Source organism: Nocardia sp. FDAARGOS_372 (assembly GCF_002554515.1).
GTDB classification, from domain to species: Bacteria; Actinomycetota; Actinomycetes; order Mycobacteriales; family Mycobacteriaceae; genus Nocardia; species Nocardia farcinica.
Map to the genome: position 1 here is coordinate 1557132 of NZ_PDDW01000001.1, position 25943 is coordinate 1583074.

Sequence of the window (25943 nt, forward strand, 5' to 3'; positions counted from 1 at the left end):
TCCCGAATCCGGCAACCCTATCGCTGTCCTGCGGACACCGAGACGACCTCGGACAGGTCCTTGCCCTCGACATCGGGCCGAATGCTGCTGTGATAGGCAGTGATTTGCCCCCCGGTGACTACGGCCGTGTGCGCGGTGCGCATCGTTCCGGGGTGCGGTGACGGCATCGTGATCACCGCCTCCAGATAGGCGAGCGTCACGCCTGGAGCGAGTTCCCGCTGCTCGGATACCTCGATGGTGACCGTGCTGTCACGGTAGAGGGTGGCGAACCAATGCTGGTGCGCGTCAGCCATCGCGTCGCGACCCTGACGGACCGCCCCGATCTCGTCGACGAATGTGACGTCGTCGGTGAAGTGCTCTGCCCATCGGCGGGCATCGCCATCATTCCACGCGCCGGCGAGGCCGGTGATCACACCGTGGATGTCCATTCCATCCCTTTCATTGTGTCCGTAGTAGGTGGCTGGCTGTGCCGAACGCGACGATCGCGACGGGCGCCGGCACAGCCGGGTATTGCACCCAGGTGTCTCAGGGCACCATGACCAGCCAGGATCCACTGCTGGAGGGCTGGCAGTATCCACCCGGATAGTGGACGGCCAGGCTGCGGCACTCGTTCGCCGACCCGGTCACTCGGGCCACCTTGCCCCAGTTGATCGAATCATTCGGATTCTGTCGCAGAACCATATCCGAGGCGGCGAAATCCTGCGTAGCCACCGCCACGCCGGCACCGCCGGCGACGATTCCGACTACCACCGCTCCGACGGACAGCAGCGTCACCACACTGCCCAGCGTTGCCTTGAACTGCACCGATGCCGACTTTGTTGACATGTTCTGAAACCCCCGGATCGTGAATCTATTTGTAACCCTTACATTCCGGTAGGACGCAGCACAGCACGATCCAGTTCCATCGAACATGTCCAGACCACTTGATGCGAAGACATCGACGTCGCCGATCTTCGCCCTCAATCAGCGCCAGGCGGCGCGATCCGCTGCGCCGACCAGTACGACTCCGTCTCTACGGCGTTCGGTCAGCGGCCTTCCTCATCCGCCGAGGGCAAGGCGGGTATTCATGTTGAGCTTGACCTTGCCGTAGGGGAGCACATGGGACCAGAACAGCCGGGTTAGGCCGCGTTGGTCCTCGGCGGTGAGGACCGCGTCCCAGTCCGGGTCGGCGAGGACGTCCTGGATCATCAGGGTGTTGACGTAGACCATGGCGGCCTGTCAGATCCGCAGGCACAGCACCGACTTCTTCTGTTCGTCGCGGCGGTTGGAGGCCAGTTCGGCGTTCTTACCGTAGAAGATGATGCTGTTGGCTCGGTTCCAGGACTCGATGACGTTGAGCCCGTCGTTGATCTCGCGTTGCAGTCCGCGACTGCGCAGGTAGCGGGCCAGATCGCCTTCTGTGCCCGACCGAGTCCGATCATGGCCTGGTAGGTTGGGTGGGCAGAGTTGGCTTTCATGAACCGGCGCAGGATCGCTTCGGTGGAGGCGCTACCGGTGCGGATCGCTGTGGTGTACTTGAGCATCTGGTCGTACTGCTCGCCGATCTTCGCCCGGTTGATCGGCCGGGTCATGGCCGGTTTCAACCCCGGCCACAGGTCCGGCTCCCCGGCCGCTGGCCGGTACAGCTTCACCTTGTTGATCCGCTTGATCCGTGGCAGCAAATCCAACCCGAGCAGTTTTGTGATGCCGAACCCGATCTCGGACTGGCCGTGGGTATCGACGTAGTTGCCCGACACCGTCATCTCGGTCCCGTGGTGGATCGCGCCGTCGACCATCGCGTGCACCTCAGAGGCCGAGCAGTCCAGCAGCTGGGAGTGCACGACCACCGTGGCGATCTCGATCGCGATCCGCCGCGCCGCCTCGGTGTTCAGGTAGCGGCGGCGCGCGTAGCGGATCTCGTCTTCGCTGTGGCGATCGGTGCTGCCGGCCACCGCCCGGATACCGGTGTTGGTGCCGTAGGCGTAGATCGCCAGCAGCAGCCGTTCGACCAGCACCTCCTCGGCCAGGTGGCCGCGGTCGGCGACCGAGGTCACCGCCCGCAGGCACCCGGTGCGCAGAACGGCCTCCTTGACGATGTCGATCAACGGCACTACGCCCCACACTCGCTCGTCGGGCGGGTAGTAACGCAGGTTCGCGCCCGCATACTTGCCGATGAGCTCCAGTGCGTCGAAGACCGGCCGGTGCATGGTGTTGTTGCTGCAGAATTCCAGCACACTCAACAGCTTGATCAGCCTGGACCGGTAGTGGTTGGCATAGGACGAACGCAGCGTGGCCTTCACCGTCGCCTCTGCCACCTTGAACAGCAAGTTCTCCTTACCGGTGACCTTCTTGAACTTTGATCAACTCGTTGGTCACCCGCACCTCGGCGCGGGCGTTGATCCGGTGCACCGTGGAGTTCAGCAGCTCGACCAGGGGTGTCGGTGATCTCCCGGCACCGGCACTGCAGCAACGCTGCCAGCAGCGTCAACTGCACTCGCCGCGGATGATCACGCGGATGCGACGGTGACTCCACCGCCGCGCGTCCGCGCCAGCCGGTCACGACCTTCGGCGCGATATCGGCGAACACCGCCGCCGGGACCCCGACCTCACGGACCGCTTCCAGCTTCGCGATCTCGGTCAGCATCGTATTCAAGCTGACGTTTCCCGGGTCCGACCGATCGACGCCAGCACCGCGCTACGCCCTCCAACTCGCCATCCTCTGAATCAACCGGGGCAACCAGTGTCACCAGCTTCGCGACCACCTCGGTCGGCAACCGCGACGACACCCGGTCGAACAGCAGCTCCTCACCCCGGCTCGACCCGGACCGCACGATCCGGCCCGCCGTAGGGGCTTCAGCTTCCATCGTCGGCACTCGGCCAGGAGATGCTCACGCACTCGTTCCGGACTCCGCTCGGCCTGGGTGACGTGATCGACCAGCCACCATGTCAACGCGTCTGCGTCGGCGACGCTGCACTCCCGAAAACCCAGCGCCCGCCGGATCCGGGCACGGTGGTACTCGATCGTACGGCCCGACCAGTCGGAGAACGCGATGTCGGTCCGCTCCACTCCCACCTGACGCGCCATGTACGCGACCGCGTTGTCCGAGATCTCGGCCCGCCCCCCGGGGGGGGAACGGCCATGCTCAGTGTAGAACCTCAGCAAGATCGCGAACCCCAACCGCGTCGCACCCCGCTTACCGCCCACCAGGTCGAGCTCATCACCGGGTAGTGGTTTCGGCCTGGATGGCCGTGCGCATGACGGTGGCGGCCGGCACGGGTGGCCGGTCGGTGAGGCGGGTGAGTCCGGCCAGGCCGACGCCGAGCATCAGCAGTCGTCCGGCGGCGGCGCGGGCGTGGCCGGGGTCGGGGTGGGTGGCGGCCAGGACGGTGGCGAGGACGTCGGTGAGGCGGGCGAGGGTGTCGAGGTAGGCGGCGGCGACGGCGGGGCGCAGCTGGGCGTGGGCACCTGCTTCGGCCCAGCGGGCCAGGGCGCGGCCGTCGCCGTCGGTGTCCTCGACGAGGTCGGCGAAGAACAGGGTGAGTGCGGCGTGGGTGTCGAGTCCCGCGGCGGCCTGTTCGTAGGACTCGATTTCGGTGGTGGCGTAGTGCCGCCAGCCTTCGGCGGCGAGTTCGTCGGTGGAGGCGAAGTGGTGGTGGATCTGGCCCGGGGAGCCGCCGAGTTCTTCGGCGACGGCGCGGGCGGTGACCGCGCCGAGGCCCGCGCGGGCCACCACCGCGGCCGCGGCGTCCACGATGGAGCGGCGGCGTTGCGCGCGTGTCAGGTATGCCATCACCGTCTCCGGGTCGTGGGTCGGCGGGTGTCGGTGATCGAGCATAGGAAGGCGGCGGTGCGGGCGCGCAGGCCCTCCCGGCGGGCGGCGATGACGTCGGCGGCGGGTGGGTCGTGTGGGCCGGTGGGTGGCGGGGTGGTGACGGTGGTGTGGCAGTCGAGGTCGGTGCACAGGTGCAGGCCGCGGGTGCTGAGTCGGTGGCGTTTGTCCTTGGCGGGGCGGCGCGCGGTGAACAGGGAGACCTCGTTGAAGCGGCGGGTGGCGCGGCACAGGTCGCACATGAGGGCGCGGGAGGCCAGGGCGGGTTGGCTGGGGCATTGGCGCAGCAGTGCGCCGAGTGCGGTGCCGTCGATGTCGGTGACGAGGTAGGCGCGGACGGGGGCGCGGGGGTCGCGCCAGGCCAGGTAGTCGATGCGGTCCCAGGTGACCTCGTCGAACCAGGTGGGCAGGCGCACCCGTTCGCCGGGGTCGGTGTTGGCGATGGCGGCGCGGACCTCGTCTCTGGTCAGGGGGCGCATGGTGGCTCCGATCCGAAGTTGTACATGGATACAATTTGTACCACGGTACAACTTCGGATCGGCCCCACCCCGTGCGCCTTCCGTCCTCAGGCCGGCTCGACGGACGCGAGTGCCTGCCGCTCGCCAGGCACACGGTCGGCATCGATTCGGCGGCGCGGCAACAGCAGGGCGGGCACCAGCGCGAGACCCATCAGCACCGGGGCGAGCAGGTAGGCGTCGTGGAAGGTCTCGGCCAGGGCCGGGGCGAGGGCGGCCCGCGCGGCCGGGTCGAGCCGGTGCAGCGCCTGCAGGCCGCCGTCGATCGGCAGCAGCGCCGACAGCACCACCGACGCCAGCGCCGTGCCGATCGCCATCGCGGTGGTGCTGACCATGTTCACCGTGGTGGTGCCCGAGGACTGCTGCTCGGGCGCGAGGGCACGGGTGGCGGTGGTGAGCGCGGGCATGATCGTGCCTCCCCCACCCGCGCCCATCAACAGCATGGCCGCGCACAGCCCCCAGTAGGAGGCGTCGGCGTCGAGTTGGGCACGGAAGAGCAGGAATCCGGCCACACCCACCCCGATGGAGACCGGCAGGTAGCGGCCCGGCGGTATCCGGTCGATGAGCCTGCCCGCCACCTGCATGGTCAGCCCCGAGGCCAGCGCGAACGGGATACCGAGCGCGCCCGCCATCGTCGCGGTCTCCCCGCGCGCGAGCTGGAAGTACAACGGCTGCAACAGCATCGAGCCGAAGTACCCGGCGGCGAACAACCCGACCAGCGCCGCCGCGGCACCGATGACGGGGTTGCGCAGCACCCGCAGGTCCAGCAGCGGCTCGGGCGCGGTCAGGCCGCGGTGCACGAACGCCGCGACCAGGCCCGCGCCCGCCAGCAGCGGCGTGAGCACCGCGGGCGAGGCGAAGCCACCCCGTTCGGTGGCGGCGGTGACGGCGTAGATCACCAGCGCCAGTCCCGGGGACATCAGCAGCAGCCCGACCACGTCGAGGCGGCGGCGCGGCTCGGGCAGGTCGGCCGGGAACACCCGGCTCGCCAGCACCAGCACCAGCGCGGCCACCGGCACGTTCACCAGGAACATCCACCGCCACGACACCTCGTCGATCAGGTAGCCGCCCAACACCGGCCCGGCGAGCGGGCCGACCAGGATCGCCAGACCCAGCGTGCTCATCAGCCGGCCGAGCCGCTCGGGGGTGGCCGCACGCACGAGGATGGTCATGCCGACGGGCATCAGCAATCCCCCGCCCACCCCCTGCGCGACCCGGAAGGCGATGAGCGAGCCGATGTTCCACGCCAGTCCGGCCAGCAGGGAGCCCAGCGCGAAGGCCACCACCGCGGTCAGGTAGAGGCGTTTGGCGCCGAAGCGGCCCATCGCCCACGCCGAGGCGGGCACCACCGCGCCGAGCGCGAGGGCGTAGCCGGTGGTGACCCACTGCACGGTGGCCAGTGGGACGTCGAAGTCGGCGGAGAGCCGGTTGACGGCGACGTTGACGATGGTCTGGTCCAGGGTGGCCATGATCGAGCCGACCATCAGGACCAGCGCGACCGTCATCGGCGCCCGGGGACGCACCGGCGCGCTCATGCGACGTAGGGGCGGGTCGCGCGGGCGGCGCGCAGCGCTTCGGCCCACCAGACGAGTTGGTCGAGCAGGGTTTTCGCGGCGAGTTCGGCGCCCTCGCCCGCCTGCAGCGCGCCGGTGTCGTCGCGGGCCGTCCACGGGTCGTGGAAGCTCACGGTGTCGCGCACGGTGACGGTGTGCAGTTCGGCGAAGACCGCGCGCAGATGTTCGACGGCCCGCAGCCCGCCGGAGCGTCCGCCGTAGCTGACGAAGGCGACCGGCTTGGCCCGCCAGTGGGCGCTGTGCAGGTCGATGAGGTTCTTCAGCCCACCCGGGTAGCTGTGGTTGTACTCGGGGGTGACGACGACGAAGGCGTCGGCGGCGGCCAGGGTGGCGCCGATGTCGGCCAGCGCCGGTGCGGGGGCGCCGAAGGTGTGCGGCAGGTCGGCGGCGGCGACGTCGACGACGACGGGCGACAGTTCCGGGCGGGTGCGGACGTGGTCGAGGAACCAGTCGGCGACGGTGGGGCCGAAGCGGCCCGCCCTGGTGCTGGCGACGATGACGGCGAGCGTCAACGGGGTGGGATGCGGTGTGGGCACGGTGTCCTCCGGATGTCTCGGCGATCGCCGGCGATCGGCGTCGGAGTCCACCGTGCTTCCTCAACCAATGTTGAGGTCAAGTGGTGGCGGCGACCACCGCTTCGATCGTCTCGCGCAGCACATGCACGCCGGGTTCCTCGAGCGGGAAGTGTCCGCAGTTCGCCAACAGCACCGCACGATGCTCGGCGGCGATCCGGTCGAGGAAGCGCAGGCTGAGTTCGGGCGGGGTCCAGCGGTCGGCGGCCGGATGCACCAGCGTCACCGGGGCGGCGGTGTAGTGCTGCGGGCGGGTGTGTTCGAACGTGAAGTAGTCGGCGAGGAATCCCAGCGGGACGCGGATTCCGCCGCCGCGCGGATCGGTGGCGCAGGCCCGGGAGACGGCGGGATCGGCGCTCATGTTCGCCAGGTCGGCCAGCCAGCGGATCGGCACCCGCAGCCGGGCGGCCGGGCCGAGCGCGCCGAGCAGGGTGGGGGCGGCGGCCCCGGTCCACGACCAGCGGGCCGCGGCGCGGCGGGCGGCCGGGTCGGCGGGGTCGAGGAGGCAGGTCGCCAGCACGTGCGCGACACGGCCGCTGCGCGCGGCCGCCTCGTAGGCGAGCAGGCCGCCGATGCTGGCGCCGAACAGGATCAACGGCCGCGGATCGGCGTCGGTCTCGGCGCGGACCAGGTCGGTGAGCAGGTCGACCCAGTCGCGGTAGCGCACCCCGCGCGGGTCGGGTTCGCGGGTGTCGCCGTAGAGCGGCAGATCGACCGCGGCCGCGTCGATCCCGGCGCGGGCGGCCAGCGCGGCGAATGGCCAGACGAGTCCGGCGTGCCCGCCCGCCCCGTGCACGGCCAGGATCCGGGCGCGTGCCTCGGGGCGGGTGGCGCGGGCGATGTGTACCTGCCTGCCGCGCCAGGGCCACCAGGTGGGTTCGGGAGCGGCGAGTGGTTCCCCGCGCAGGGACGGGGGGAGGAAGGCGGCGTAGGTCGAAAAGTCCACGCCCCGAGCGTGCGGCCGGAATCGGGGCCGCACAACTCGCGTTCCAGGGCGTCCGCTCCCCCGTCCTCACCGGCCGCCACCTGCGCGAACGGTCCCGGGGCCGGGACAGTGCGCCAGGCTGCTCAGAGTTGCGCGGTGCGCGCACGGCCGGTGGCGCTCACCAGTGCCGCCGCGGCCGCCGCCGCGCCACCGATCAGCAGCGACGCGGTGGCCCCGAGCCGGTCGGCGAGGACACCGCCGAGGAAGGCGCCCGCGGCGATGGCACCGTTGAACACCCCGACGAACAGGGCCGAGGACGCCTCCCGGTGGTCGGGAGCGGCGGCGAAGACCCAGTTCTGGGCGGTCACCGACACACCGCCGTAGGCCAGACCCCACACCGCGATCAGGGCGGCGGCCGTCGGCACGGCCGTGCCGAGCAGCGGGGTCAGTGTCGCGGCGGCGGCCAGGATGGCGGCCAGGACCCGCAGGGTCGTGCGCGGGGCCCGCGCCGCCCTGGCGCCGGCGGTGAAATTGCCCGCCACGCCCGCGATGCCGAACAGCAGCAGCACGGTACCGACGGTGGCGGGGCCGGCGCCGGTGAGCTGCTCGAGCGCGGGACGGATGTAGGTGTAGGCGGCGAAATGACCGGTCACCAGCAGCGCCACCGCGATCAGTCCGGTGCGCAGTGCCGGAAGGCGCAGCAGCCCCAGCGACTCGACGAATCCGGTGACGCGGACCGGCGGCAGCGGTGGCAGCAGGATCGCGGCCGCGACCAGGAGCAGCACGCCCACCGCCACGGCCGCCAGGAACGCCGCCCGCCACCCCATCAGCGCGCCCGCGTAGGTGCCCGCGGGGATGCCGAGCACCGAGGCGACCGCGACACCGCTGAACACCAGCGTCGTCGCGCGCGCGGCCTGGGACTCGGGCACCAGCCGCACGGCCGTGCCCGCCGCGATCGACCACACCCCGCCCATCCCGATGCCGACCAGCACCCGCGCGGCCACCATGACCGCGAAGCCGGGCGCCAGCGCCGCGGCGAGATTGCCGACGGTCAGCACCGTCAACAGCACCGCCCACACGGTCTTCCGGTCGACGCGCCCCAGGGCCGGGGTCAGCAGCGGCGCCGCGACCGCGGCCACCAGCCCGGTGATGGTGAGGGTGAGCCCGCCGACGCCCTCGCTGACCCGCAGGTCGGCACTCATCGGCGTCAGCAGGCCGACCGGCAGCATCTCGGAGGTCACGACGGTGAAGGTGGCGCCGGTGACGGCGGCGACGCCGAGCCAGCCGCGGACCGGACGGCCGGTGTCCTGGGGTGTCTGTCGAAGGTCTGTCATGGTGTCCAGCCAAGGCAGCCGCGGGCGCGGGAACAACGACGAAGCTCTCACGGTTCGATGAGCTGAACTCATCGTCGGAGGTCAGGAAGGGGAACGCCCGGTGAGCGGTGTCGAACCACGGGAACTGGAGGCGTTTCTCGCCCTCGCCGACGAACTGCACTTCGGTCGCGCCGCCGCCCGCCTCTACCTGTCCCAGAGCCGGGTGAGCCAGCTGCTGCGCGCGCTCGAGCAGCGTATCGGCGGGCGGCTGGTGGAACGCACCAGCCGCACCGTGCGGCTCACGCCGTTGGGCGCGGAATTCGCCGCGCAGCTGCGGCCCGCCTATGCCGCGCTGCGGTCGGTGCTCGAGGCCGCGCGGGCCGCCGCGGGCGGCGTGGACGGGGTGCTGCGGCTGGGCTTCCAGGGCGCCTCCGACGAGCACCTGATGCGGGCGGTGGAACGGTTCGCGACCCGATACCCGGGCTGCCGGCTGGAATTGACCGAGATCCCGCTCGCGGACCCGTTCGGCGCACTGCGGCGCGGCGAGATCGATCTGGCGGTGGTGCTGCTGCCGATGGGCGAACGCGACCTGGTGCTGGGCCCGGTGTTCGACGGGCAGCAGCAGATGCTGGCGTTGCCGTCCGGGCATCGGCTGGCCGGGCGCGAGGCCGTGACCGCGGAGGAACTCGCCGGCTGCCCGCTGGTCGGACTCCGCGGTCCCGCACCGGACTACTGGCGGCTCGCCCAAGCCCCCGATCGCACCCCCAGCGGGCGCACGATACCGGCCGGCCCGGCGGTGGCGACCCTCGAGGAAGGACTGGCCACGGTCGCCGCCGGTGCGGCGGCGATGCTGCTGTGCCATCCGACGGCGGAATCGCATCGCCGTCGGGCGGTCAGCTTCGTCCCGGTCCGCGGCCTGCCGGTGTCGCGGCTGGGCCTGGTGTGGCGGCGCGAGCACGAAACGGCGCGGGTGCGCGCGTTTTCCGACACGCTGGCCCTGGTCCTCGGCCACCAGCCGCCCGACGCCACCGACTTGCCTGCGGGATCGCGCGCCGCGGCGCCCCGCGTCCGCGGCATCGGGGCGCCGGTGCGGGCCTGACCCCCGATGTGATAGATGCCAGTCAGACAGCTATCACGCGGGCGCCCGGCGGTGACTCAGATCGGGCAGCCCGATTCGTTCGACGGCACGGCGAAGGTGTCGAGCGCGTATTTGCGGTGCGCGCGCACCAGCTTCTCGTACTGGAGCCGGTTGTAGGCCAGCGGAGCCAGCAGCAACCGATCGGGCAGGAACCGCCACGCCGTCTGCAACACCCGCACGTACACCGCGAATTCGATGTCGTGCCTGCGCTTCAGGTCGAAACCGACCAGCCGCCGCACCCCGGGATGCATCGCCTGGGCCGAGCACACCTGGATGACGTGGCCCACCAGCGGCCGGATCAGCAACCACAACGGCAGCACCACCGCGCGCACCACCGGCGAGATCCCCAGCGTCGGCAGCGGCAACCGGGTCAGCTTGGCGAACTCCTGCACCAGGAAGGGATTGGTGGCCAGTTCGTGTTCGACCATGTCGTCGTAGTACCGCCGTGCCGCCGCCAGGTCCGCGGGCAGCTTGCCCGACTTCGAGGCCAGCTCCAGCTCGGCGAAGGTTTCGCGCATCATCTGATAGGCCGCCTCCTGCTCCGCGGGCCGCAGCTCGATGCCGGTGCAGTAGGTGAAGGTGTTCAGCGGCACGAACATGCCGCTCACCCCGATCCACACCCAGGTCTTGGGGTTCAGCGCGCTGTAGCGCACGTCGCGATAGGCGCCCTTGCCGTGTCCGTGCACGTCGCGGTGACGTTCCTTGAGCCATTCCGCTTCGGCCTTGCGATCGACCGGGTCGCCCCACAGCGCGAGGATGCCCGAGGCGCCGCTGCGCACACCGCGGTCGGCGAAGTTGGCGGCGAAGCGGCCGCTGCGATCCACCGCCGCCGCGACCGGGACCAGCGCGACCTGATCGAAGGCCGACGCGGCGAACACGCCGGTGAGCACGCTGGCGGTGTGCTTGCGGAATTCGGCGAGCACTTCGGGACGGACCCGATCCGCGGTCGCGGATCCGCCTGGGGCGGTGTCGGTTTCGGAAACAACGGGCAACGCTGCGTTCGTTGTCATGACGCACCTCTGCAGGGCCGTCGTCCAGTCTGCCGGGGACAGCACTGGACGGTCAGTGATAGATTAATACCGTTCAGACTATCATTCCGGTAGGCCGCACGCGAGACCCGCGACCCGCCGGAGATGGGACGGTGCGCGGTGTCGACACAGGTGGCCGGCAGGTCCGGCGGTAGGCTCAGGCCGGTGAGCGCCCATCCCGAGGACCCGAGCAGCGCCTACCCCGCCGCCGTCGGCGAGAGCGCCCGCCCCGTCTCGGCACGCACCCGCACCGGCGAGCACCACAGCGACGGCGAGAACCACAGCACCGCCACCGAATTCCTCGCCGCCGCCGGGACGACCTGGGCCGACCTGGCCGCACTCGATGCCCGCTCACGCCGCATCGTCGACGCCGCCCGCGACTGCTTCGCCGAAGTCGGCTTCGAGGAGACCACCATGGTCCGCATCGCCGAACTCGCCGGCGTCGGCGTGGCCACGGTCTATCGGCGGTTCGGCACCAAATCGGCGCTCGTGCGCTACGCGCTGATGGCCGAATCCCAACGCGTCGGGCTGATCATGGCCGAAGCGGTGCGCCGTTCGGCCGGACCGGTCAGCGCCCTGGCGGAGATGTTCGCCGCCTTCGTCAGCGAGGCCCGCGCACCCCGGCTGCTCACCCGCAGCCTGCGGGTCTCCTCCGCGGCGGGCGAACTGACCAGCTTCCTCACCGGCGACGAGTTCATCGAACAGGGCCGCGCCCTGGTCGCCCGGTTCCTCTCGCACTGGCAACGGCGCGGTGAACTCGGCGATTTCGACACCGACGTGGTCGCCGAACTGTTCGTCCGGCTGACCATGTCGTTCATCTCCAACCCGCGCGGGGTGCTGCCGCTGGACGACGCCGCGGCGGCCCGGCAGTTCGCCCGCCGCTTCCTGGCACCGCTGCTGTTCCCACACCCCGGCGGCCGGTGACCTACACCTGCTTGGGCCGCACCTTGTAGGCGGCCGACTTCAGCTCCCGCTCCTTCATCTTCAGGATGCTCCGATGGTGTTGGCGGGCGTGGTAGGCGATCGGGAAGTAGGTCAGCCGTTCGGGCAACACCCGGTAGGCCAGCCGGATCCAGGCATAGATCTGTTCGAGGGTGCGCTGTTCCTGCGGCGACCAGTCCACCCCGATCATCGCCCGCAACCGGGGATCGAGCAGGCCCACGATCGACAGGTAGGTGAAACGCAGCACCGGCCTGGCCATTGTGCGCGCGATCTGCCTGCGCGGGAACGGCATCGCCCGCAACTGCTCGCTGTCCCCGGCGCGCATCAGCGCGAACTCGGTGCGCATCGCCTCGTCGGCGCGCAGCACCTCGTTCACCATGCGCTCGTAGTAGGCGTCGAACTCCGCGCGGGTCTGCGGATAGCCCTTCATCGGCACCTGCAGGATCTTGGCGATGCGGATGTTGTCGGCCAGCAGCTCGTCGAGTTCGGTGGCGGTGAACTCACGCCCGATCAACAGCGGGCCTGCCTTGGCGGTGGTGACGTAGGCGGTGGCGATCACCCACTGGTAGGCGTCGGCGTTCAACGCACCGATGCGCTTGCCGTCGCTGCCGCGCATCGTCAGCGGTTCGTGCAGCGAGCGCAACCGCCTGCCTTCCTGCACCGCCTCCAGACCGCCGTAGGTCCAGCGCAGCACCGAGTCCACCGAGCGGATCGCGCGCCCGCCCGGATCGGTACGCGCCACCGAATAGCGGTCGGTCACTTCGCGGATCACCGGGTGCATGCCCTGCATGGCGAACGCGGCGCCTTCCAGGATGAGATAGGTCCAGTGGCCCACCATCTCCGCGGTGAGCGAATCCGGCGCGACCAGTTCGATGGGCTCGGCGTCCTCGCCCACCCACACCCGCGGCGCGGGCGCGGGGGTCCGGGCGGTGCTCGCGCGGGGGATGCGCGGCACGGACTTGTCGGCGGCAGTGGTCATGGCGTGCTCCTTCGAGAGGGGGTCAGCGCGGCGCGGGAGTCGCGTCCGCGGAAGGGACCGGAAGGTCGGGCGCGACGCCGCCGACGTCGGTGATGGTCCAGCCGGCGGCGCGGTTGAGGGTGACGGTGTAGGCGGCGGTGGCGACCACGCCCTCGGGCGTCTGGCTGCTGCGCGAGGTCATGTCGACGAACACCTGCACCACGTACAGGTCGCCGTCGCGGCGCTGCACGGTCGCGGCCAGCGGCTCGGCGGTGGCCGAATAGTCCACCTGCCGCAGCCACGGGCCCACCACGTCCACGGCGGCGGACAGTTTGGCCGCCAACTGTTCGGTGACACCGCGCCGCAACGCCGAGCGCCACGCCTCGAGGTCGCCGGACTGCACCTGCGAGACCCCCAGCGCGTAGTCGGCGGCGACCCGCTGCGCGGCGGCGTCGGTGTCGAGCTGGGCGCGCAGGGCGGCGAGTTCGCCGGCCGCGTCGTCGGTCCGCCAGGCCAGCACCGCCGCGGCGGCGACGAGCAGCGCGACGGCGACGACGACGGCCGACCGGGTCGGACGGCGCACCGCGCGCAGGACGGACAGCGCGCGATCGGCCCAGCACTCCGTGCCGGGTTCGGCTGTGGCAGCGGTCTTTTCGTCGGCGGACGCGGCGCCCGGCGCATCGCCCGGGCCGCTGCGCACCGGGTCGTGCTCAGCCTCTTCCACCGCCCCGATAGCGGCGGCGCCCGTGACCGCGGTGTCCTGGGCGGTGGGCTGGGCCGGTTCCGCCGCGCCACCTGCCTCGGCGTCGACCGCAGCGGTGTCCAGCGCCGCCGGCTGGGCACGTTCGGACGCACCGCCTCCCTCGCTGCCACCCGCAGTGGTGCCCTGCGCAGTCGGCCGGTCCGGTCCCGCCACCCCGCCTGCACCCGCCTGGACCGCACTGTCCTGGGCGGTGGACCGGGCCGATTCGGCCGCTGCGCGTGCGGGCGCCACCGCGTCGGGGGCCGGGGCGGCGGTGGCGTTCTCCGCGATGTCGTTCTCCGCGGTGTCGCGGTGGCGGATCTCGGTGGGGCTCATGGTGGTCCTTGGTCGACGGGGGGTTGGAGGGTGATGCGCAGGTGGTCGCCGGGTAGTGCGGTCATGGCCTGATCGAGCAGGGTGGCCAGGTCGAGTGCGCCCAGGGCGGGGCCGGTGGCGGTGGTGACCGGTCGCAGGGCGACGCCGAGCGCGCCGAGTTCGGGGGCGAGGCGGGCCAGGAAGTCGACGAAGCGTTGCTGTTCCTCGCGCCAGGAGCCGAGGACTTCGCGGCCGCGCAACAGCGCCGAACCCTCGAACAGGAACTCGTAGGAGACGCCGAGGGTGTCACCGAAGGCGTCCAGTTGCGGTGGGGCGGCGGTGAGCACCGGCTTCATCCAGTCCACGTCGGGCAGCAGCGCCATCAGGTTGCGCAGCACCGCCTCGAGCGAGGGCTGGTGCACCGCCAGCGTGCGGGCGAGCACGTCGGCGGCGCGGGCCAGCGCGGGCGCGGTGGTGTCCGCGTGTTCGACGGCGGCGGTGAAAGTCTCCACCAGCCGGACCACGGTGTCGGTGTCGGTCTGGCTCAGCAACGTCGAGGACGTGGCCAGCAGTTCGGGCACCGAGGTGGGTGCGGTGACGGTGCCCCTGAGCTCGTCACCGTCGGCGAGAACGGCACCGCCGTCGGCGAATACCGTACCGCCGTCGGCGGATTCGTCCGCGGAGTCGGTGTCGGCGGGCAGGAAGGCGAACACCGGCTCGCCGAGCGCCGAGAGGTTCTCCACGGCCATGGCCGCGTCGGCCGAAATGCGGTGGGCGCGATCGTAGGAGAGCCGGATCTCGACGCCGCCGGGCACGCTGTCGACCGCTTCGACCGTGCCGATGTCCACACCCCGGTACACCACGCTCGCTCCCGGCGTCAGCCCGGCCGCATGGTCCATCCGGACGCTGACGTGGTTGTGCCGCACCGTCGGATCGATGCGCAGCACACCGAGGGCGAGATAGCCGACGCCGAGCACGGTCACCAGGATCAGGACCAGGGCGGAGTACCGGGCGGGGATGCGGGTCACGGCAGCACTCCGATCAGCCGCAGCAGGATCAGCGCGTCCACCTCACCGCTCGGGCTGCCGGTGACCCCGATGCGGCGCACGTTCAGGGCGGGCGCCCCCAGGAACGGCACCACCTTGCCGGTCATCAGCTCCGACAGCCGCGCACCGTTGCCCGCCCAGGTGCTGGCGTCGGGGCTCGGTTCGCGCAGCAGCGTGGCCGCCTTCTCCAGCGCCTCGTTGATGTGCGGCAGGCGCGGGATCAGCCAGTCCAGCCCGGTGGTGAGGGTGTTGACGTCGATGACGACGTTGAGCACGGCGGTCATGAACTGCGGCACTCGGTCCAGGCGGCGGCGCGCGGTCTCGGAGAACAGGAACCCCACCTCCTCGCGCATCCGGTGCAGCCGCGCGCTCACCGCGTCGGTGGCGGCGATCATGCGGTCCAGGTCGGGCAGGTGCTCGACGGTGGCCGCCAGGTCGGTGCCCAGTTGCGCGGCCAGGGCGCTGGTCTCGGCGGGGTCCGCCGGCATCATCGCGACCAGCTGTTCGAGCGCGTCCTGGGTGCGGGTGGCGCTGCCGCCGTTGACGAAGGCCGCCATGCGCTCGAGGATCTGTTCGATCTGGGGCCCGGTCTCGGTGTCGCGCAGCGGGATCCGGTCGCCGTCGCGCAGCAGGTCGGTGCCGGGGTGGGACGGGGGCAGCAGGGCGATGTAGATGTCGCCGAGGACGGTGGTCTGCCGCAGTTCGGCGCGGGTGCCGACAGGCAGCCCGACCTCGGCGCGGATGTCGAGGTCGGCCAGGGCGGCGTGGCCGTCCAACCGGATCTGCTCGACCGCGCCGACCTCGGCGCCGTTGCTGCGCACCGTCGCCCCCGCGGGCAGGCTCAGCAGCGACTCGAATTCGACGACGAGCCGGTAGTGCGCGCCGCGTACCCCGGTGCCGGGCAGGGTGTGATCGCTGGGGTCGAACCCGCACCCGGCCACCACCAGCGCCAGTGCCAGCACCCCGATCCGCCACCGGCGGGCACCGTGCCCGGGTTCGGATGGCGCGAACACGCTCATCGCGCACCTCCCACACCCGCCAGCACGGCCAGCGGCACGGGCACCCGGGCGGCCTGCGCGCCGACCGCGTCGCACAGCGCGGGGTCGGGCGCCGGGCACAGCGCGGGCGGGCGGTACTCGACGGCGAGTCCCCCGCCGCCGTCGATCATGCGCTGCAGCATGGTGATCACCCCCGGAATGGTGGCCAGCAGGTCCTGGGCGGATTCGGCTTCGGTGCGCGCCAGCGTGACCAGCGGCACCGACTGTTCGAGCGCGTCCATCAGGTACGGGAAGTGGTGGTTGAAGGCGCGGTCGAGGGGCCCGAGCGCGGCGGCGAGCTTGCCGACGAGGATCTTGACGATCACCAGCGTGCGTTCGAGCAGTTCCAGACCGGGGCCGAAGGTGATCATCGAGGTTTTGATGTCGGCCCACTCGGCGGTGACGAACCGGCTCAGTTCGGCCGAATTGTCCAGCAGTGCGCCGAGTTCGGCGCCGAAGACCTCCGGCGCGGCCAGCAGGTGCGACAGCGAGCGCAGCTGCTGGTCCAGTTCGGGGCCGAGGCCGCTCAGTTCCCGATCGGCTCCGGCGAGCAGCGCGCTCAGCGGGGTGGTGCCGTCGGCGGCGGGGCGGGTGAGGTCCTCGGCGATGCGGGAGAACGAGCCCAGCGCCTCGGCGACGCCGACCGGGGTGCGGGTGCGGTCGGTGGGCAGGCAGCCCTCGGCGGGCAATTCGGCGCCGGGGCCGTCGCTGTCGACGAGTTCGACGCGGCGGTCGGTGAGCAGCGAGGCGTTCACCACCGTGGCGACGGTGTGCTCGGACAGGCGCCGCCGTTCGACGGTCATCTCCACCCGCACGTGCCCGCCCTCGGGCACGATCGCGTGCACCCGGCCGACGGTGACGCCGCGGACGGTGACCGGGGCGTCGGCGTAGAGGCCGAAGGTGGTGTCGAACAGTGCGCACAGCGCGCGGGTGGGGGTGCGTTCGAGGCGCACCGCGGCCACCGCGGTGACCAGCGCCGCCACCGCGGCGAGCACGAGCAGGGCGGGCAGCGCCCGGGTCCGGTGGGCGCGCATCAGCACCCCGCTCCCGGCACCGGCAGGCACACGTCCGGCCGGTGCACCGTCAGGCCGCTCTGATCGATGAGCGCCCGGCCCTGCGGCCCGGCCAGCGCGGCGAGCTGTTCGAGGGTGCCGCGCAGTTCGGCGAGCACACCGTCGATGGTGGCGAGCAGTTCGCGGCCCAGATCGGCGCTCTGCTCGAGCGGGAAGAACAGCGGTTCCAGGCTCTCGGCGTAGGGGCCGGCGAGGAAGTCGAACAGCAGGCCGACGACCGCGGTCATCTTGTCGGCGAAGATCTGCACCTCGGTGCGGGCGGCCACGATCTGCGGGCCGAGCACCGCGTAGGCGCGGATCACCTCGGCGGCGAGTACCTCGTTGGCGCGGGCGGTGGCCAGGTATTCGTTGGACAGCTCGAGCAGGCCCTGCACCTGGTCGCGTTGTTCGGCCAGTGCGCCGACCACCTGCCCGAGCGCCGAGACGGCCTCGCGGACCGCACCGGGGGCACCGGTCACCGCGCGCGCGGCGGCGTCGAGGGTGGTGCGCAGCGCCTGGGTGTCGACCTCGTCGGCGACCGCGGCGCCCTGCTCCACCAGGTCCCCGACGACGAACGGCAGCCGGGATCGTGCGGCCGGGATCGGTTCGCGCAGCGGCGCGTCCCCGGCGGGCAGCAGTGCCACATACAGTCCGCCGACCGGGGTGAGCATCCGGATGTCGGCCGCGGTGCGGTCGCCGAGATGCCGGTCGGCGTCGACGGTGAAGCTCACCTCGACCTGCCCCTCCCCCAGTCGCACCGCCGTCACGCGCCCGACCGGCACGCCGGCGATCCGGACGCCGTCGCCGACGCCGAGCCCGCCGGTCTCGGGCAGCAGCATGCGGTGGGTGTGGCTGCCGGGCGGATGGGTGTAGAGCGCCGCGACCGCGCCGAAGGCCAGCGCGAGCACCACCACGCTCACCAGCGCCCACACCGTCTGCGCGCGGGGTGCGACCTCCTCGCCGCCCAGCGTGGGCAGCCTGCGTGCTCGATCGCCCATCATCGGCTCCCCTCGCACACGGTCAGGTGCCTGCCCTGGACCAGGACGGCGGCGGCCACCGGCGGGGTGAGTGTGCCGTCGGCGCAGCGGTTCCGTGGCTCCGATCGCGGGATGAGCGCGTTCAGCGAGGCCAGCAGGCCCGGCAGCGCGGTCAGCGAGCGCACGGCCGCGGTGGTGTCGGGAATGGCTTGGCGGATGCGTTCGGTCATGGCGTCGGAGCTGTCGCGGGCGCCGAGCAGCAGCCGGCCCAGGGCGTCGGCCGAGCGCACGATCTCGCTCATCTCCACCGAGCCCTTCTCCATCAGGCTCAGGAACTCCTCCATCCGGCTGGCCACCGGCATGAAGATCGAGTGGAACACCCGCAGGATGTTCTCCAGGTTCGCCGAGCGGCCGCGCAGTTTCTGCGCCAGGCCGTCGAGATTGGTGACGATGGTGGCGATGACGGCGGTGCGGTCCTCGGCGTAGGAGGCCAGCGCGCCCAGATCGCGCAGCAGCGGGGTGAGGTCGCTGCCGGTGCCCTCGATCATCGCGACCAGGTTTCGGGCGAACCGGTTGTACACCTGCGGGTCGGCCTCGCGCAGCAGCGGACGCAGGCCGTTGAACACGGTGGTGATGTCGAAGGAGTCGATGGTGTCGCGCACCGGTGCGGCCGGGTCCAGCGGTGCGCCGGGGGTCTCGGCGGGCAGCACCGCGAGATAGCGCTGGCCGGTGAGGTTCTGGAAGCGGATGGCCAGCCGGTCGCCCGCGCGCAGCCGGTGCTCGGTGCGCAGGGTGAACCGGACCAGGGCGCGGTGCTCGTCGGTGAGCGAGATGCCGGTGATCTTGCCGACCTGCACTCCGCGCACCCGCACGTCGGCGTCGTCCTGCAACCCGAACACGTCACCGAATTCGGCGTGGTAGGCCAGGGTTTCGCCGCCGACCGGGCGGGTGATGGCGGCGACGACGAGCAGCAGGATCGCGATCACGACGGCCAGCAGGCCCAGCAGGCGGACGGCGGCGGCGCGCGGTGTTCTCATCGGTGCGCCCCCGCGGTGGCCGCCAGCGGCAGCGCGAACGCCGGCATCGCCGCGATCAGTACCTCCACGTCGAGCACGACGCCGTCGCCGTGGCCGTGCAGGGCGCCGTCGAGGCGGTCGGTGAGGGCGCCGACCTGCGCCGGGGTCACCCCGCGCATGGCCTGGTTCAGCGGGATCAGCGTGTCCAGCAGCATGTCGACGGCGTCGGAGGTGGGGCCGAGCGCGCCGACGAGTTGCCCGGCGAAGGCGAACACCAGGTTGGAGACCTCGGAGATGGTGTCGGAGGCCTGGCCGATGTGGACGTCGTCGTCGAGTTCCTCGACCGAGGCCAGGGCGGTGAGGATGCCCAGCGCCGAGGGAGTGAACGCGGCCGCGCCCTCGGTGGCGTCGGCGACCGCAGGCAGCGCCTGCGCGAGCGGGACGCGTTCGACGCGCTGCCAGGTGCGCGCGACCAGCAGCGCCGCGCCGAGCAGCGGCGCACCGGCTTCGGTGAGGTCGGCCGCGTCCTCCAGTGCCGCGGCCAGCCGCGGGGTGAGCACTTCGGTGACCGCGCGGCCGGATTCGCGCAGGATGCCGGTGACGGTGAAGTTGTCCACCCGGTCGCCGACGTCGAGGACCATGCCTTCGCTCAGCGGCTGCCCGCCGGGCATCGGCACCAGCTCCAGGGCGGTGGAGCCGAACAGGTTGGCCGAGACGAAGCGGGTCTGCATCGCGGTGCTCAGCTCGGCCAGCCGCGGCGCTTCGATGCCGATGGAGACCCGCCGCCGGTCCACGCCCAGCGGCGCGACCGCCACGACCGCGCCGACGGTGCGTCCGCGCAGCCGGACCGGGGTGTCCACCCCGACTCCGTCGCCGAGAGTGGCCGCGACCAGGTCGAACCCGGCCTGCCCGGCCCGATCGGGTGGCACGCTGCGCCACACCGCGCCGGTGAGCAGGATCAGCGCGGCCAGCAGCACCAGTCCGCGCAGCCGCAGCCCGGTCCGGCCCGGTCCGCGCTCGGAGAACATCGACGCCCGGCTCATCGTCGCCTCACCCCCCGAATCCGATCTCGGTGTCGAAGCCCCACATCGCGATGGTCAGCACCATGTCGGCGGTGGCGATCAGCACCAGGCTCGCGCGGATCGCGCGCCCGGACGCCACCCCCACGCCCTCGGGCCCGCCGGTGGCGTAGAAGCCCTGATAGGCGTGCACGCCGGTGACGATCACCACGAAGATCACCACCTTGACCAGGGAGTAGACCAGGTCGCGCGGTTCGACGAACATGTGGAAGTAGTGCTCGAAGGAGCCCGCCGCTTCCCCGTGCACGGCGGTCACGGTCAGCTTCGTGGTGAGGAAGCCGAGTGCCAGGGCGATCAGGTAGGTGGGCACCACGGTGAGGACCGCGGCCAGCAGCCGGGTCGACACCACGTACGGGATCGGGTCGATGGCCTGGGCTTCGAGCGCGTCGATCTCCTCGGCGATGCGCATGGCGCCGATCTCGGCGGTCATCCGGCATCCGGCCTGGGCGGCGAAGCCGACCGCGGCGATGAGGGGGGCGAGTTCGCGGGGGTTGGCCAGCGCCGACATCGCCCCCGCCAGCGGACCCATGCCGAGGGTGTCCAGGGCGGTGATGCCGACCAACCCGATCATCGCCCCGGCGACCACGCCCATCACCACCAGCACCGGAGCGACGCCCCCGCCGACGATCACCGCGCGGCCGTTGCCCCACGCCAGATCGGTGAACACCGCGACGACCTGCGCGCGGTAGCGGCGCAGCGCCCAGCCCGCCCCGGCCACCGCGGCGATGCCGAAACGCAGCTGGAAACCCAGTTCCTCCAACGGGTCCCAGGCCCGTTGGGTGCGCAGTGTCCAGCGCAGGCCGGGTGGACGGTAGGGCGAGGGGCGGGTGGTCCACTGTCCCCCGGGCGCGGCGCTCACAACAACCCCATCGGGACGAACAGCAGCACGATCTGGGTGATGATCAGATTCACCACCAGGCAGGCGAGCAGGCCCAGCACCACCGCGGCGTTCACGCAGTCGGCCACGCCTTTCGGGCCGCCCTGCGCCTGCAACCCCCGCTGGCTGGCGATCACCGCCACCAGGTAGCCGAACACCGCCGACTTGCCCAGGCAGATCACCAGGTCGGTGACACTGGCGAAGCTGCCGAAGGACAGCCAGTACGAGCCGGGTGCCACGCCCTGGCCGACCGAGGCCACCAGGAAGCTGGCCAGGATGCTCATCAGGATCACCAGCACCGCCAGCATCGGCGCCACCACGGTCATCGCCACCACGCGCGGGGCGACCAGGCGGCGATGCGGGTCGATGCCCATCGTGCGCAGTGCGTCGATCTCCTCGCGGATGGTGCGCGCGCCCAGATCGGAGGCGATCGCCGAGGCGCCCGCGCCGCCGACCAGCAGTGCCGCCGCCAACGGCGCGATCTGCTGCATGACGCCCACGCCGCCCACCGCGCCGGCCATCGAGCCCGCGCCGACGTTCTCGGTGAGACTGCCGACCTGCACGGCTATCACCACACCCATCGGCAGCGAGATCAGGATCGCCGGCAGCAGGGACACCGAGGCGAAGAACCACGCCTGCACCACCGCTTCCCGCAGCGGGAACCGGCCCGCCGCCAGGTCGGTGGCCGCGAGGACGGTGGCACGCACCCCGAGGCGCACCGTGCGGCCGAAAGTGCAGACCGCGGACAGGATTCGCCCGCGCAGGACCAGCACCGCACTCGCGCGCTGCTCGTCCGTGCTGTCCGGCGGCCACACTGCCGCCGGCGCGTACTCACCCGACACGTCCACTCCTGCCGCTGCGTCCGCCCCACCGCGCGCGTCACCGCACACCGGGGAGCCGATCGGGGGAAGGTTCGAACTTTGATAGTTCGATGTGGGGCAGACTATCAATCCAGAGACCGCCTCGGAGGCGATTCGGCACGAATGATCGCCGTCGACCGGTCAAGGACTCACGACACGCCCCGACACACGGGCGCCGATCACCGATCCGGGCGGCGCGGCCGGTTTCCGCGCCGCCACAGCGGGCATTCCCGAGGAGCCGATCGGTGGCGCCGAATTCCATATCGCCGGACGCGCCGCCCGCATCGTCAGGCGGAAGCTTCCCCGACGAGCCCGTGTTCGCGCTACCCTAAGTAACACTTATTGGCTCTGAATGGAGGTCCCGTGCCCAGCACCACGCACGCGGCGATCGAGCAACTCACCGCCCAGGGCACCGAAGGCGGTGGGGCGGCGCTGGATCAGGTGGCGATCATGACCGGATCGGCCGGCGTCATCGCGCTGGTGCTGCTCTGGGTCGGCTACCTGCACCGCACCCGTCGCATCAGCTGGCTACAGACCCTCGCCGACCGGCTCGGCGGCTGGTTCAACCGGCCCGGCTGGGTGGCCCTGCCCATCGCGATGTTCCTGGCCACCATCCTCACCGCGCTGCTCGGCTTCATCTGGGATGTCAGCCTGCACGTCGGCAACGGCAGAGACGAAGGGCCGCTGGCCAACCCGGCCCACTACTTCATCCTGGCCGGGCTGTTCTTCCTGTTCACCGCGGGCATGCTGGCCATGGTCCTGCCGCGCGACGAGAAGCCCGGCGCCGCGGCCGTGCGGATCACCCGCACCTGGTACGCGCCCGTGGGCGGCATCCTCATCGCGGGCGCGGGCCTGTACGCGCTGATCGGCTTCCCCCTCGACGACATCTGGCACCGTATCTTCGGCCAGGACGTCACCCTCTGGGGCCCGACCCACTTGATGCTCATCGGCGGGGCCGGGCTGTCGCTGGTCGGTGTGCTGCTGCTGGAATTCGAGGGCAGCCGCAACAAGCCCGACCCCGACCGGCCCGACGGCAGGCTGCTGTGGTTCATGCGGGCGTTCGCCTTCGGCGGCCTCATCATCGGCCTGTCGGTGTTCCAGGTCGAATACGACTTCGGCGTCGAACAGTTCCGCCTGGTGCTGCAGCCCATGCTCATCGTCGCCGCCGCCACCATCACCCTGGTCGCCGCGCGCATCACCCTGGGCACCGGCAGCACCCTGGTGGTCGTGGCGTTCGCGACCCTGGTGCGCGGCGTGGTCGCCTTTCTCGTCGCCGGTCCGCTGATCGAGGCACCGCGCAACGTCTTCCCGCTCTACCTCGGTTCCGCCGTCGTGGTCGAGGTGCTGGCGCTGCTGCCGTGGCAGCGGTGGCGGCTGTGGTGGGGCGCGCTGGCCGGACTCGTGGTGGCCACCTTCGGCTTGTGGCTCGAATCCCGCTGGGTGGACGCGGTCTTCGCCGACCCGTGGCCGGGCCGGATGTGGCCGGAACTGCTGGCGATGGCGGTGCCCGTCGGCATCGCCGGCGGCGTGGTCGGCGTGCTGCTGGGCACCGTCCTGCGCGGCGAACGGCTCCCGCGCCCACCGGTGCGGCGCGGCCTGATCGTGGCCGCGGTGCTCGTGGTCGCCGCGGCCACCGCCAACGGACTGATGATCCGCGTCCCCGAGAACGCGAGCGCCACCGTCGCGCTGCGCGACGCCGAGCCCGTCGACGGCGGGCGCATGGTCGTCGCCGACGTCCGGCTGCACCCCGCCGACCTGGTCGGCGCGGACCCCGAATGGGTGCAGATCCTGTCCTGGCAGGGCGGCGTCGGCGCCGACAGCCCCGGCCGCGGCCTGGTCATCGACCACCTGACCCGTGTCGGTGAGGGCCACTACCGCTCCACCGAACCCGTGCCCGCGCACGGCAGTTGGAAGACGGTGCTGCGGGTGCACGACGGGCGCACCTTCACCGCGCTGCCGATCTTCATGCCCGAGGACCCGGGCATCGGCGCCACGGAGGTGCCCGCCGAGGCCGAATTCGAGCGGCCGTTCGTCGCCGAGATCACGGTGCTGCAACGGGAGCGGTCCTTCGACCACCCGGCCTGGCTGTTCGGCGCGGCCTCGCTGGTGGTGCTGGCGTGCAGCCTGGCGCTGATCGCCGCACTGTCCTGGGGCGCGGCGCGCATCAACGACCGGTACCAGACCGGCAGCCGCGCCGACACGACCGAACCGGTGCCCACCCGATGACCTCCGGGCAACCCGGCCTCGACCTGCTCGCCGACCACTCGGTGCTGCTGGCGATCCCCGCCTTCCTGCCCGCGCTGGCCGTGGTGGCCTTCATCGTGACCATCGCGGTGCGCGACCGGCGCGCCGAGGAACGCGAGAAGGCCGCCGCCGGAACCGATACCGCCGACTCCGAGACAGCCCGTCCCGACCCGCCCGAGGAGAACCGATGACCCGACCGCTCGGCTACGCCGCGCTCGTCGCGCTCACCGCCGCCGCGCTCACCGCCTGCGGTTCCGACGAGCCCACCGCACCCCGCGCCGAGGACTTCGCCTCCGCCTCCACCGCGGCGAGCAACCCGGCCGAGGACGCGGTCGTCATCGACGTGCGGATCGCGGGCGGCACCGTCACTCCGACCAACGCCCAGGCCGAGGCGAAGGTCGGCCGGCCCATCACCCTCGTCGTCGACAGCGACGCCGAGGACGAACTGCACGTCCACGCCAGCCCCGAGCACACCTTCCCGGTGCGCGTGGGCGCCGGTCAACGGTTCACCTTCACCGTCGACGTCCCGGGCCGGGTCGAGGTCGAACTGCACGACGCGGGCCGCACGGTGACGACCCTGCTCGTGCGCCCGTGACGCTGCTCGCCCACGGGATCGGCGGCGCCGCGGACCTGCCGATCCCGTCGACCTACGCCCTGATCGGTGGTGCCTGGGCGCTGACCTTCTCCTTCGCCGTCATCGCCGTCGCCTGGCGCGAGCCACGGCTGGACCCGGACTCACCCGGCCGCGCACTGCCCGCGCCGCTGCGCGCTCTGTGCGACTCGCGTGCGCTGCGGACGGTGCTGGGCGTGCTCGCGGTGGCCGCGGTACTGCTGACCCTGGCGATCGGGTTCTTCGGTGACCGCGACCCGGCGCGCAACGCCGCACCGGGCATCGTCTACATCTACCTGTGGGTCGGGGTGCCGGTGGTGTCGCTGGTCCTCGGGCCGGTGTGGAAGATCGTCTCTCCGGTGCGGGCGCTGCACCGGCTGTGGTGCCGGATCAGCGGCCGCGACCCCGACCACGGACTGCTGCGCTACCGCGAGTCGTGGGGATTCCGGCCCGCGGCGCTCGGGCTGTTCTCGTTCGTGTGGCTCGAATTGGCTTCTCCCGACCCGGGTTCGGTGCCGGCGGTCACCGGGTGGCTGCTGGCGTATCTGGTGATCGGCACGGTGGGGCTGGTGCTGTTCGGCACCGTCTGGGCCGAGCGCGCCGACCCGTTCGAGGTTTACAGCAGCCTGCTGGGGCGGCTCAGCCCGCTGGCCCGCCGCACCGACGGCACCCCGATCCTGCGCAGTCCGCTCGACTCGCTCGCGGGCACCCCCGCGCTGGCCGGTTCGGTCGCGGTCGCGGCGACCCTGCTCGGCTCGACCGCCTTCGACAGCTTCACCACCTTCCCGGTGTGGCGCAATCTCGTCGACGACCTGGGCGGCGGGTCGGCCGCGACCGCGACCCTGGTGCGCACCGCCGGGTTGCTCGCCTTCGTCGTGATCGTCGGCGCCCTGTTCACCGCCGCGGCCCAGGCCACCGGCGGCCTCACCCGCGCCGAGCGGTCCCGGCTGCCGATCCGGCTGGCGCACAGCCTCACTCCGGTGATCGCCGGGTACGTGGTGGCCCACTACCTCACCTTCCTGGTGGAGAAGGGCCAGGCGACACTGCTGCTGCTGGCCGACCCGTTCGGCCGCGGCTGGGCGCTGCTCGGGGACGCCCAGGTGGCCTACGTGCTGTCCACCCACCCGGCGGTGCTGGGCTCGATCAAGGTGCTCGCCGTGCTGACCGGGCACATCCTCGGCGTCACCGCCGCCCACGACATGTGCCTGCGGCTGCTGCCCCGCGCGCACCGGCTCACCGGGCAGCTCGCCCTCATGCTGGTGATGGTCGGCTTCACCTTCCTCGGCCTGTACCTGCTCTTCGAGAGCTGACGCC

At 71.8% G+C, this 25943-nt stretch carries 26 protein-coding genes and 1 pseudogene; 6 read left to right on the forward strand and 21 right to left on the reverse strand.

The window, feature by feature from the left end; all coding sequences use genetic code 11:
- Positions 1-17 precede the first annotated feature (17 nt).
- From CRM89_RS07785 to CRM89_RS07825, 10 genes and pseudogenes are all read right to left on the reverse strand, one after another.
- Positions 18-428 (reverse strand): SgcJ/EcaC family oxidoreductase, encoded by a 411-nt coding sequence (locus tag CRM89_RS07785; RefSeq protein ID WP_060590970.1) that lies wholly within the window; start codon positions 426-428, stop codon positions 18-20.
- 97 nt (positions 429-525) lie between these two features.
- A complete protein-coding gene (locus tag CRM89_RS07790) occupies positions 526-804 on the reverse strand; it encodes a hypothetical protein (protein ID WP_060590969.1) in 279 nt (92 codons plus the stop codon).
- A gap of 234 nt (positions 805-1038) precedes the next feature.
- Positions 1039-2186, reverse strand: a pseudogene (locus tag CRM89_RS31295) (Tn3 family transposase).
- Positions 2187-2722: 536 nt separating this feature from the next.
- Positions 2723-3184, reverse strand: coding sequence for a DUF4158 domain-containing protein (locus CRM89_RS32200; protein ID WP_076573431.1), 462 nt, complete (start codon positions 3182-3184; stop codon positions 2723-2725).
- Positions 3185-3197: 13 nt separating this feature from the next.
- Positions 3198-3770 (reverse strand): TetR/AcrR family transcriptional regulator, encoded by a 573-nt coding sequence (locus CRM89_RS31965; RefSeq protein WP_249355101.1) that lies wholly within the window; start codon positions 3768-3770, stop codon positions 3198-3200.
- Entirely contained in the window at positions 3770-4288 is a 519-nt protein-coding gene (locus CRM89_RS07805; RefSeq protein ID WP_086838761.1) for an FBP domain-containing protein, read from the reverse strand. The genes CRM89_RS31965 and CRM89_RS07805 overlap by 1 nt, the downstream gene beginning before the upstream one ends.
- Positions 4289-4374: 86 nt before the next feature.
- A complete protein-coding gene (locus CRM89_RS07810; RefSeq protein ID WP_098083613.1) occupies positions 4375-5859 on the reverse strand; it encodes a DHA2 family efflux MFS transporter permease subunit in 1485 nt (494 codons plus the stop codon).
- Positions 5856-6434 carry an NADPH-dependent FMN reductase gene (locus CRM89_RS07815; RefSeq protein WP_098086913.1) on the reverse strand — a complete coding sequence of 193 codons (579 nt, stop codon included), beginning with the start codon at positions 6432-6434 and terminating at the stop codon, positions 5856-5858. Before CRM89_RS07815 ends, CRM89_RS07810 begins: the two co-directional genes overlap by 4 nt.
- Positions 6435-6510: 76 nt before the next feature.
- The gene (locus CRM89_RS07820; RefSeq protein ID WP_229435026.1) at positions 6511-7416 is read right to left on the reverse strand and encodes an alpha/beta hydrolase; all 906 of its coding nucleotides are present in this window, start codon (positions 7414-7416) and stop codon (positions 6511-6513) included.
- A 122-nt stretch (positions 7417-7538) separates the two neighbouring features.
- Entirely contained in the window at positions 7539-8729 is a 1191-nt protein-coding gene (locus CRM89_RS07825; protein ID WP_098086914.1) for an MFS transporter, read from the reverse strand.
- Between the two features lie 100 nt (positions 8730-8829).
- Between CRM89_RS07825 and CRM89_RS07830 the strand changes: the two genes are divergently transcribed.
- Complete coding sequence (locus CRM89_RS07830; protein WP_098083615.1) at positions 8830-9807, forward strand: LysR family transcriptional regulator; 978 nt, start codon at positions 8830-8832, stop codon at positions 9805-9807.
- A gap of 56 nt (positions 9808-9863) precedes the next feature.
- On the opposite strand, the gene CRM89_RS07835 is transcribed toward CRM89_RS07830, so the two are convergent.
- On the reverse strand, positions 9864-10856 hold the full coding sequence (locus CRM89_RS07835; protein ID WP_228792018.1) for an oxygenase MpaB family protein: 993 nt from the start codon (positions 10854-10856) through the stop codon (positions 9864-9866).
- Positions 10857-11204: 348 nt separating this feature from the next.
- Between CRM89_RS07835 and CRM89_RS07840 the strand changes: the two genes are divergently transcribed.
- Entirely contained in the window at positions 11205-11798 is a 594-nt protein-coding gene (locus tag CRM89_RS07840; RefSeq protein ID WP_041561030.1) for a TetR/AcrR family transcriptional regulator, read from the forward strand.
- A 1-nt stretch (position 11799) separates the two neighbouring features.
- Here the strand turns inward: CRM89_RS07840 and CRM89_RS07845 are convergent, their stop codons facing one another.
- Genes CRM89_RS07845 through CRM89_RS07890 form a run of 10 tightly spaced genes read right to left on the reverse strand, consistent with a single transcriptional unit; the run spans position 11800 to position 21667 of the window.
- A complete protein-coding gene (locus tag CRM89_RS07845) occupies positions 11800-12795 on the reverse strand; it encodes an oxygenase MpaB family protein (RefSeq protein WP_170986749.1) in 996 nt (331 codons plus the stop codon).
- Between the two features lie 22 nt (positions 12796-12817).
- The gene (locus CRM89_RS07850; RefSeq protein ID WP_098083617.1) at positions 12818-13852 is read right to left on the reverse strand and encodes a hypothetical protein; all 1035 of its coding nucleotides are present in this window, start codon (positions 13850-13852) and stop codon (positions 12818-12820) included.
- The gene (locus tag CRM89_RS07855) at positions 13849-14859 is read right to left on the reverse strand and encodes an MlaD family protein (RefSeq protein WP_098083618.1); all 1011 of its coding nucleotides are present in this window, start codon (positions 14857-14859) and stop codon (positions 13849-13851) included. Before CRM89_RS07855 ends, CRM89_RS07850 begins: the two co-directional genes overlap by 4 nt.
- Positions 14856-15896, reverse strand: coding sequence for an MlaD family protein (locus tag CRM89_RS07860; protein ID WP_098083619.1), 1041 nt, complete (start codon positions 15894-15896; stop codon positions 14856-14858). The genes CRM89_RS07855 and CRM89_RS07860 overlap by 4 nt, the downstream gene beginning before the upstream one ends.
- Complete coding sequence (locus tag CRM89_RS07865) at positions 15893-16948, reverse strand: MlaD family protein (RefSeq protein ID WP_127516100.1); 1056 nt, start codon at positions 16946-16948, stop codon at positions 15893-15895. The genes CRM89_RS07860 and CRM89_RS07865 overlap by 4 nt, the downstream gene beginning before the upstream one ends.
- Positions 16948-17964: an MlaD family protein gene (locus CRM89_RS07870; protein ID WP_228786459.1), complete on the reverse strand. Its 1017-nt coding sequence runs from the start codon at positions 17962-17964 to the stop codon at positions 16948-16950. Before CRM89_RS07870 ends, CRM89_RS07865 begins: the two co-directional genes overlap by 1 nt.
- Positions 17964-18980, reverse strand: coding sequence for an MlaD family protein (locus tag CRM89_RS07875; protein ID WP_098083622.1), 1017 nt, complete (start codon positions 18978-18980; stop codon positions 17964-17966). The genes CRM89_RS07870 and CRM89_RS07875 overlap by 1 nt, the downstream gene beginning before the upstream one ends.
- Positions 18977-20002, reverse strand: a complete 1026-nt coding sequence (locus CRM89_RS07880) for an Mce family protein (RefSeq protein ID WP_098083623.1) — start codon at positions 20000-20002, stop codon at positions 18977-18979. The genes CRM89_RS07875 and CRM89_RS07880 overlap by 4 nt, the downstream gene beginning before the upstream one ends.
- A gap of 7 nt (positions 20003-20009) precedes the next feature.
- The gene (locus tag CRM89_RS07885; protein WP_098083624.1) at positions 20010-20897 is read right to left on the reverse strand and encodes an ABC transporter permease; all 888 of its coding nucleotides are present in this window, start codon (positions 20895-20897) and stop codon (positions 20010-20012) included.
- Positions 20894-21667, reverse strand: coding sequence for an ABC transporter permease (locus CRM89_RS07890; protein WP_098086916.1), 774 nt, complete (start codon positions 21665-21667; stop codon positions 20894-20896). The genes CRM89_RS07885 and CRM89_RS07890 overlap by 4 nt, the downstream gene beginning before the upstream one ends.
- Before the next feature lie 558 nt (positions 21668-22225).
- Here CRM89_RS07890 and CRM89_RS07895 point away from each other — a divergent pair.
- The 4 genes from CRM89_RS07895 to CRM89_RS07910 are packed head-to-tail and all read left to right on the forward strand — an operon-like array spanning position 22226 to position 25939.
- The gene (locus CRM89_RS07895; RefSeq protein WP_228786525.1) at positions 22226-24001 is read left to right on the forward strand and encodes a hypothetical protein; all 1776 of its coding nucleotides are present in this window, start codon (positions 22226-22228) and stop codon (positions 23999-24001) included.
- Positions 23998-24210: a hypothetical protein gene (locus tag CRM89_RS07900; protein WP_011209512.1), complete on the forward strand. Its 213-nt coding sequence runs from the start codon at positions 23998-24000 to the stop codon at positions 24208-24210. The genes CRM89_RS07895 and CRM89_RS07900 overlap by 4 nt, the downstream gene beginning before the upstream one ends.
- On the forward strand, positions 24207-24614 hold the full coding sequence (locus CRM89_RS07905; protein WP_060590941.1) for a hypothetical protein: 408 nt from the start codon (positions 24207-24209) through the stop codon (positions 24612-24614). The genes CRM89_RS07900 and CRM89_RS07905 overlap by 4 nt, the downstream gene beginning before the upstream one ends.
- On the forward strand, positions 24611-25939 hold the full coding sequence (locus CRM89_RS07910; protein WP_086838795.1) for a hypothetical protein: 1329 nt from the start codon (positions 24611-24613) through the stop codon (positions 25937-25939). Before CRM89_RS07905 ends, CRM89_RS07910 begins: the two co-directional genes overlap by 4 nt.
- Positions 25940-25943 lie beyond the last annotated feature (4 nt).

Coding starts and splice junctions, on each gene's coding strand:
- CRM89_RS07785 (WP_060590970.1), bottom strand. CDS start 428: ATGGACATCCACGGTGTGATCACCGGCCTCGCCGGCGCGTGGAATGAT.
- CRM89_RS31965 (WP_249355101.1), bottom strand. CDS start 3,770: ATGGCATACCTGACACGCGCGCAACGCCGCCGCTCCATCGTGGACGCC.
- CRM89_RS07805 (WP_086838761.1), bottom strand. CDS start 4,288: ATGCGCCCCCTGACCAGAGACGAGGTCCGCGCCGCCATCGCCAACACC.
- CRM89_RS07810 (WP_098083613.1), bottom strand. CDS start 5,859: ATGAGCGCGCCGGTGCGTCCCCGGGCGCCGATGACGGTCGCGCTGGTC.
- CRM89_RS07825 (WP_098086914.1), bottom strand. CDS start 8,729: ATGACAGACCTTCGACAGACACCCCAGGACACCGGCCGTCCGGTCCGC.
- CRM89_RS07835 (WP_228792018.1), bottom strand. CDS start 10,856: ATGACAACGAACGCAGCGTTGCCCGTTGTTTCCGAAACCGACACCGCC.
- CRM89_RS07845 (WP_170986749.1), bottom strand. CDS start 12,795: ATGACCACTGCCGCCGACAAGTCCGTGCCGCGCATCCCCCGCGCGAGC.
- CRM89_RS07850 (WP_098083617.1), bottom strand. CDS start 13,852: ATGAGCCCCACCGAGATCCGCCACCGCGACACCGCGGAGAACGACATC.
- CRM89_RS07860 (WP_098083619.1), bottom strand. CDS start 15,896: ATGAGCGTGTTCGCGCCATCCGAACCCGGGCACGGTGCCCGCCGGTGG.
- CRM89_RS07865 (WP_127516100.1), bottom strand. CDS start 16,948: ATGCGCGCCCACCGGACCCGGGCGCTGCCCGCCCTGCTCGTGCTCGCC.
- CRM89_RS07870 (WP_228786459.1), bottom strand. CDS start 17,964: ATGGGCGATCGAGCACGCAGGCTGCCCACGCTGGGCGGCGAGGAGGTC.
- CRM89_RS07875 (WP_098083622.1), bottom strand. CDS start 18,980: ATGAGAACACCGCGCGCCGCCGCCGTCCGCCTGCTGGGCCTGCTGGCC.
- CRM89_RS07880 (WP_098083623.1), bottom strand. CDS start 20,002: ATGAGCCGGGCGTCGATGTTCTCCGAGCGCGGACCGGGCCGGACCGGG.
- CRM89_RS07895 (WP_228786525.1), top strand. CDS start 22,226: ATGACCGGATCGGCCGGCGTCATCGCGCTGGTGCTGCTCTGGGTCGGC.
- CRM89_RS07900 (WP_011209512.1), top strand. CDS start 23,998: ATGACCTCCGGGCAACCCGGCCTCGACCTGCTCGCCGACCACTCGGTG.
- CRM89_RS07905 (WP_060590941.1), top strand. CDS start 24,207: ATGACCCGACCGCTCGGCTACGCCGCGCTCGTCGCGCTCACCGCCGCC.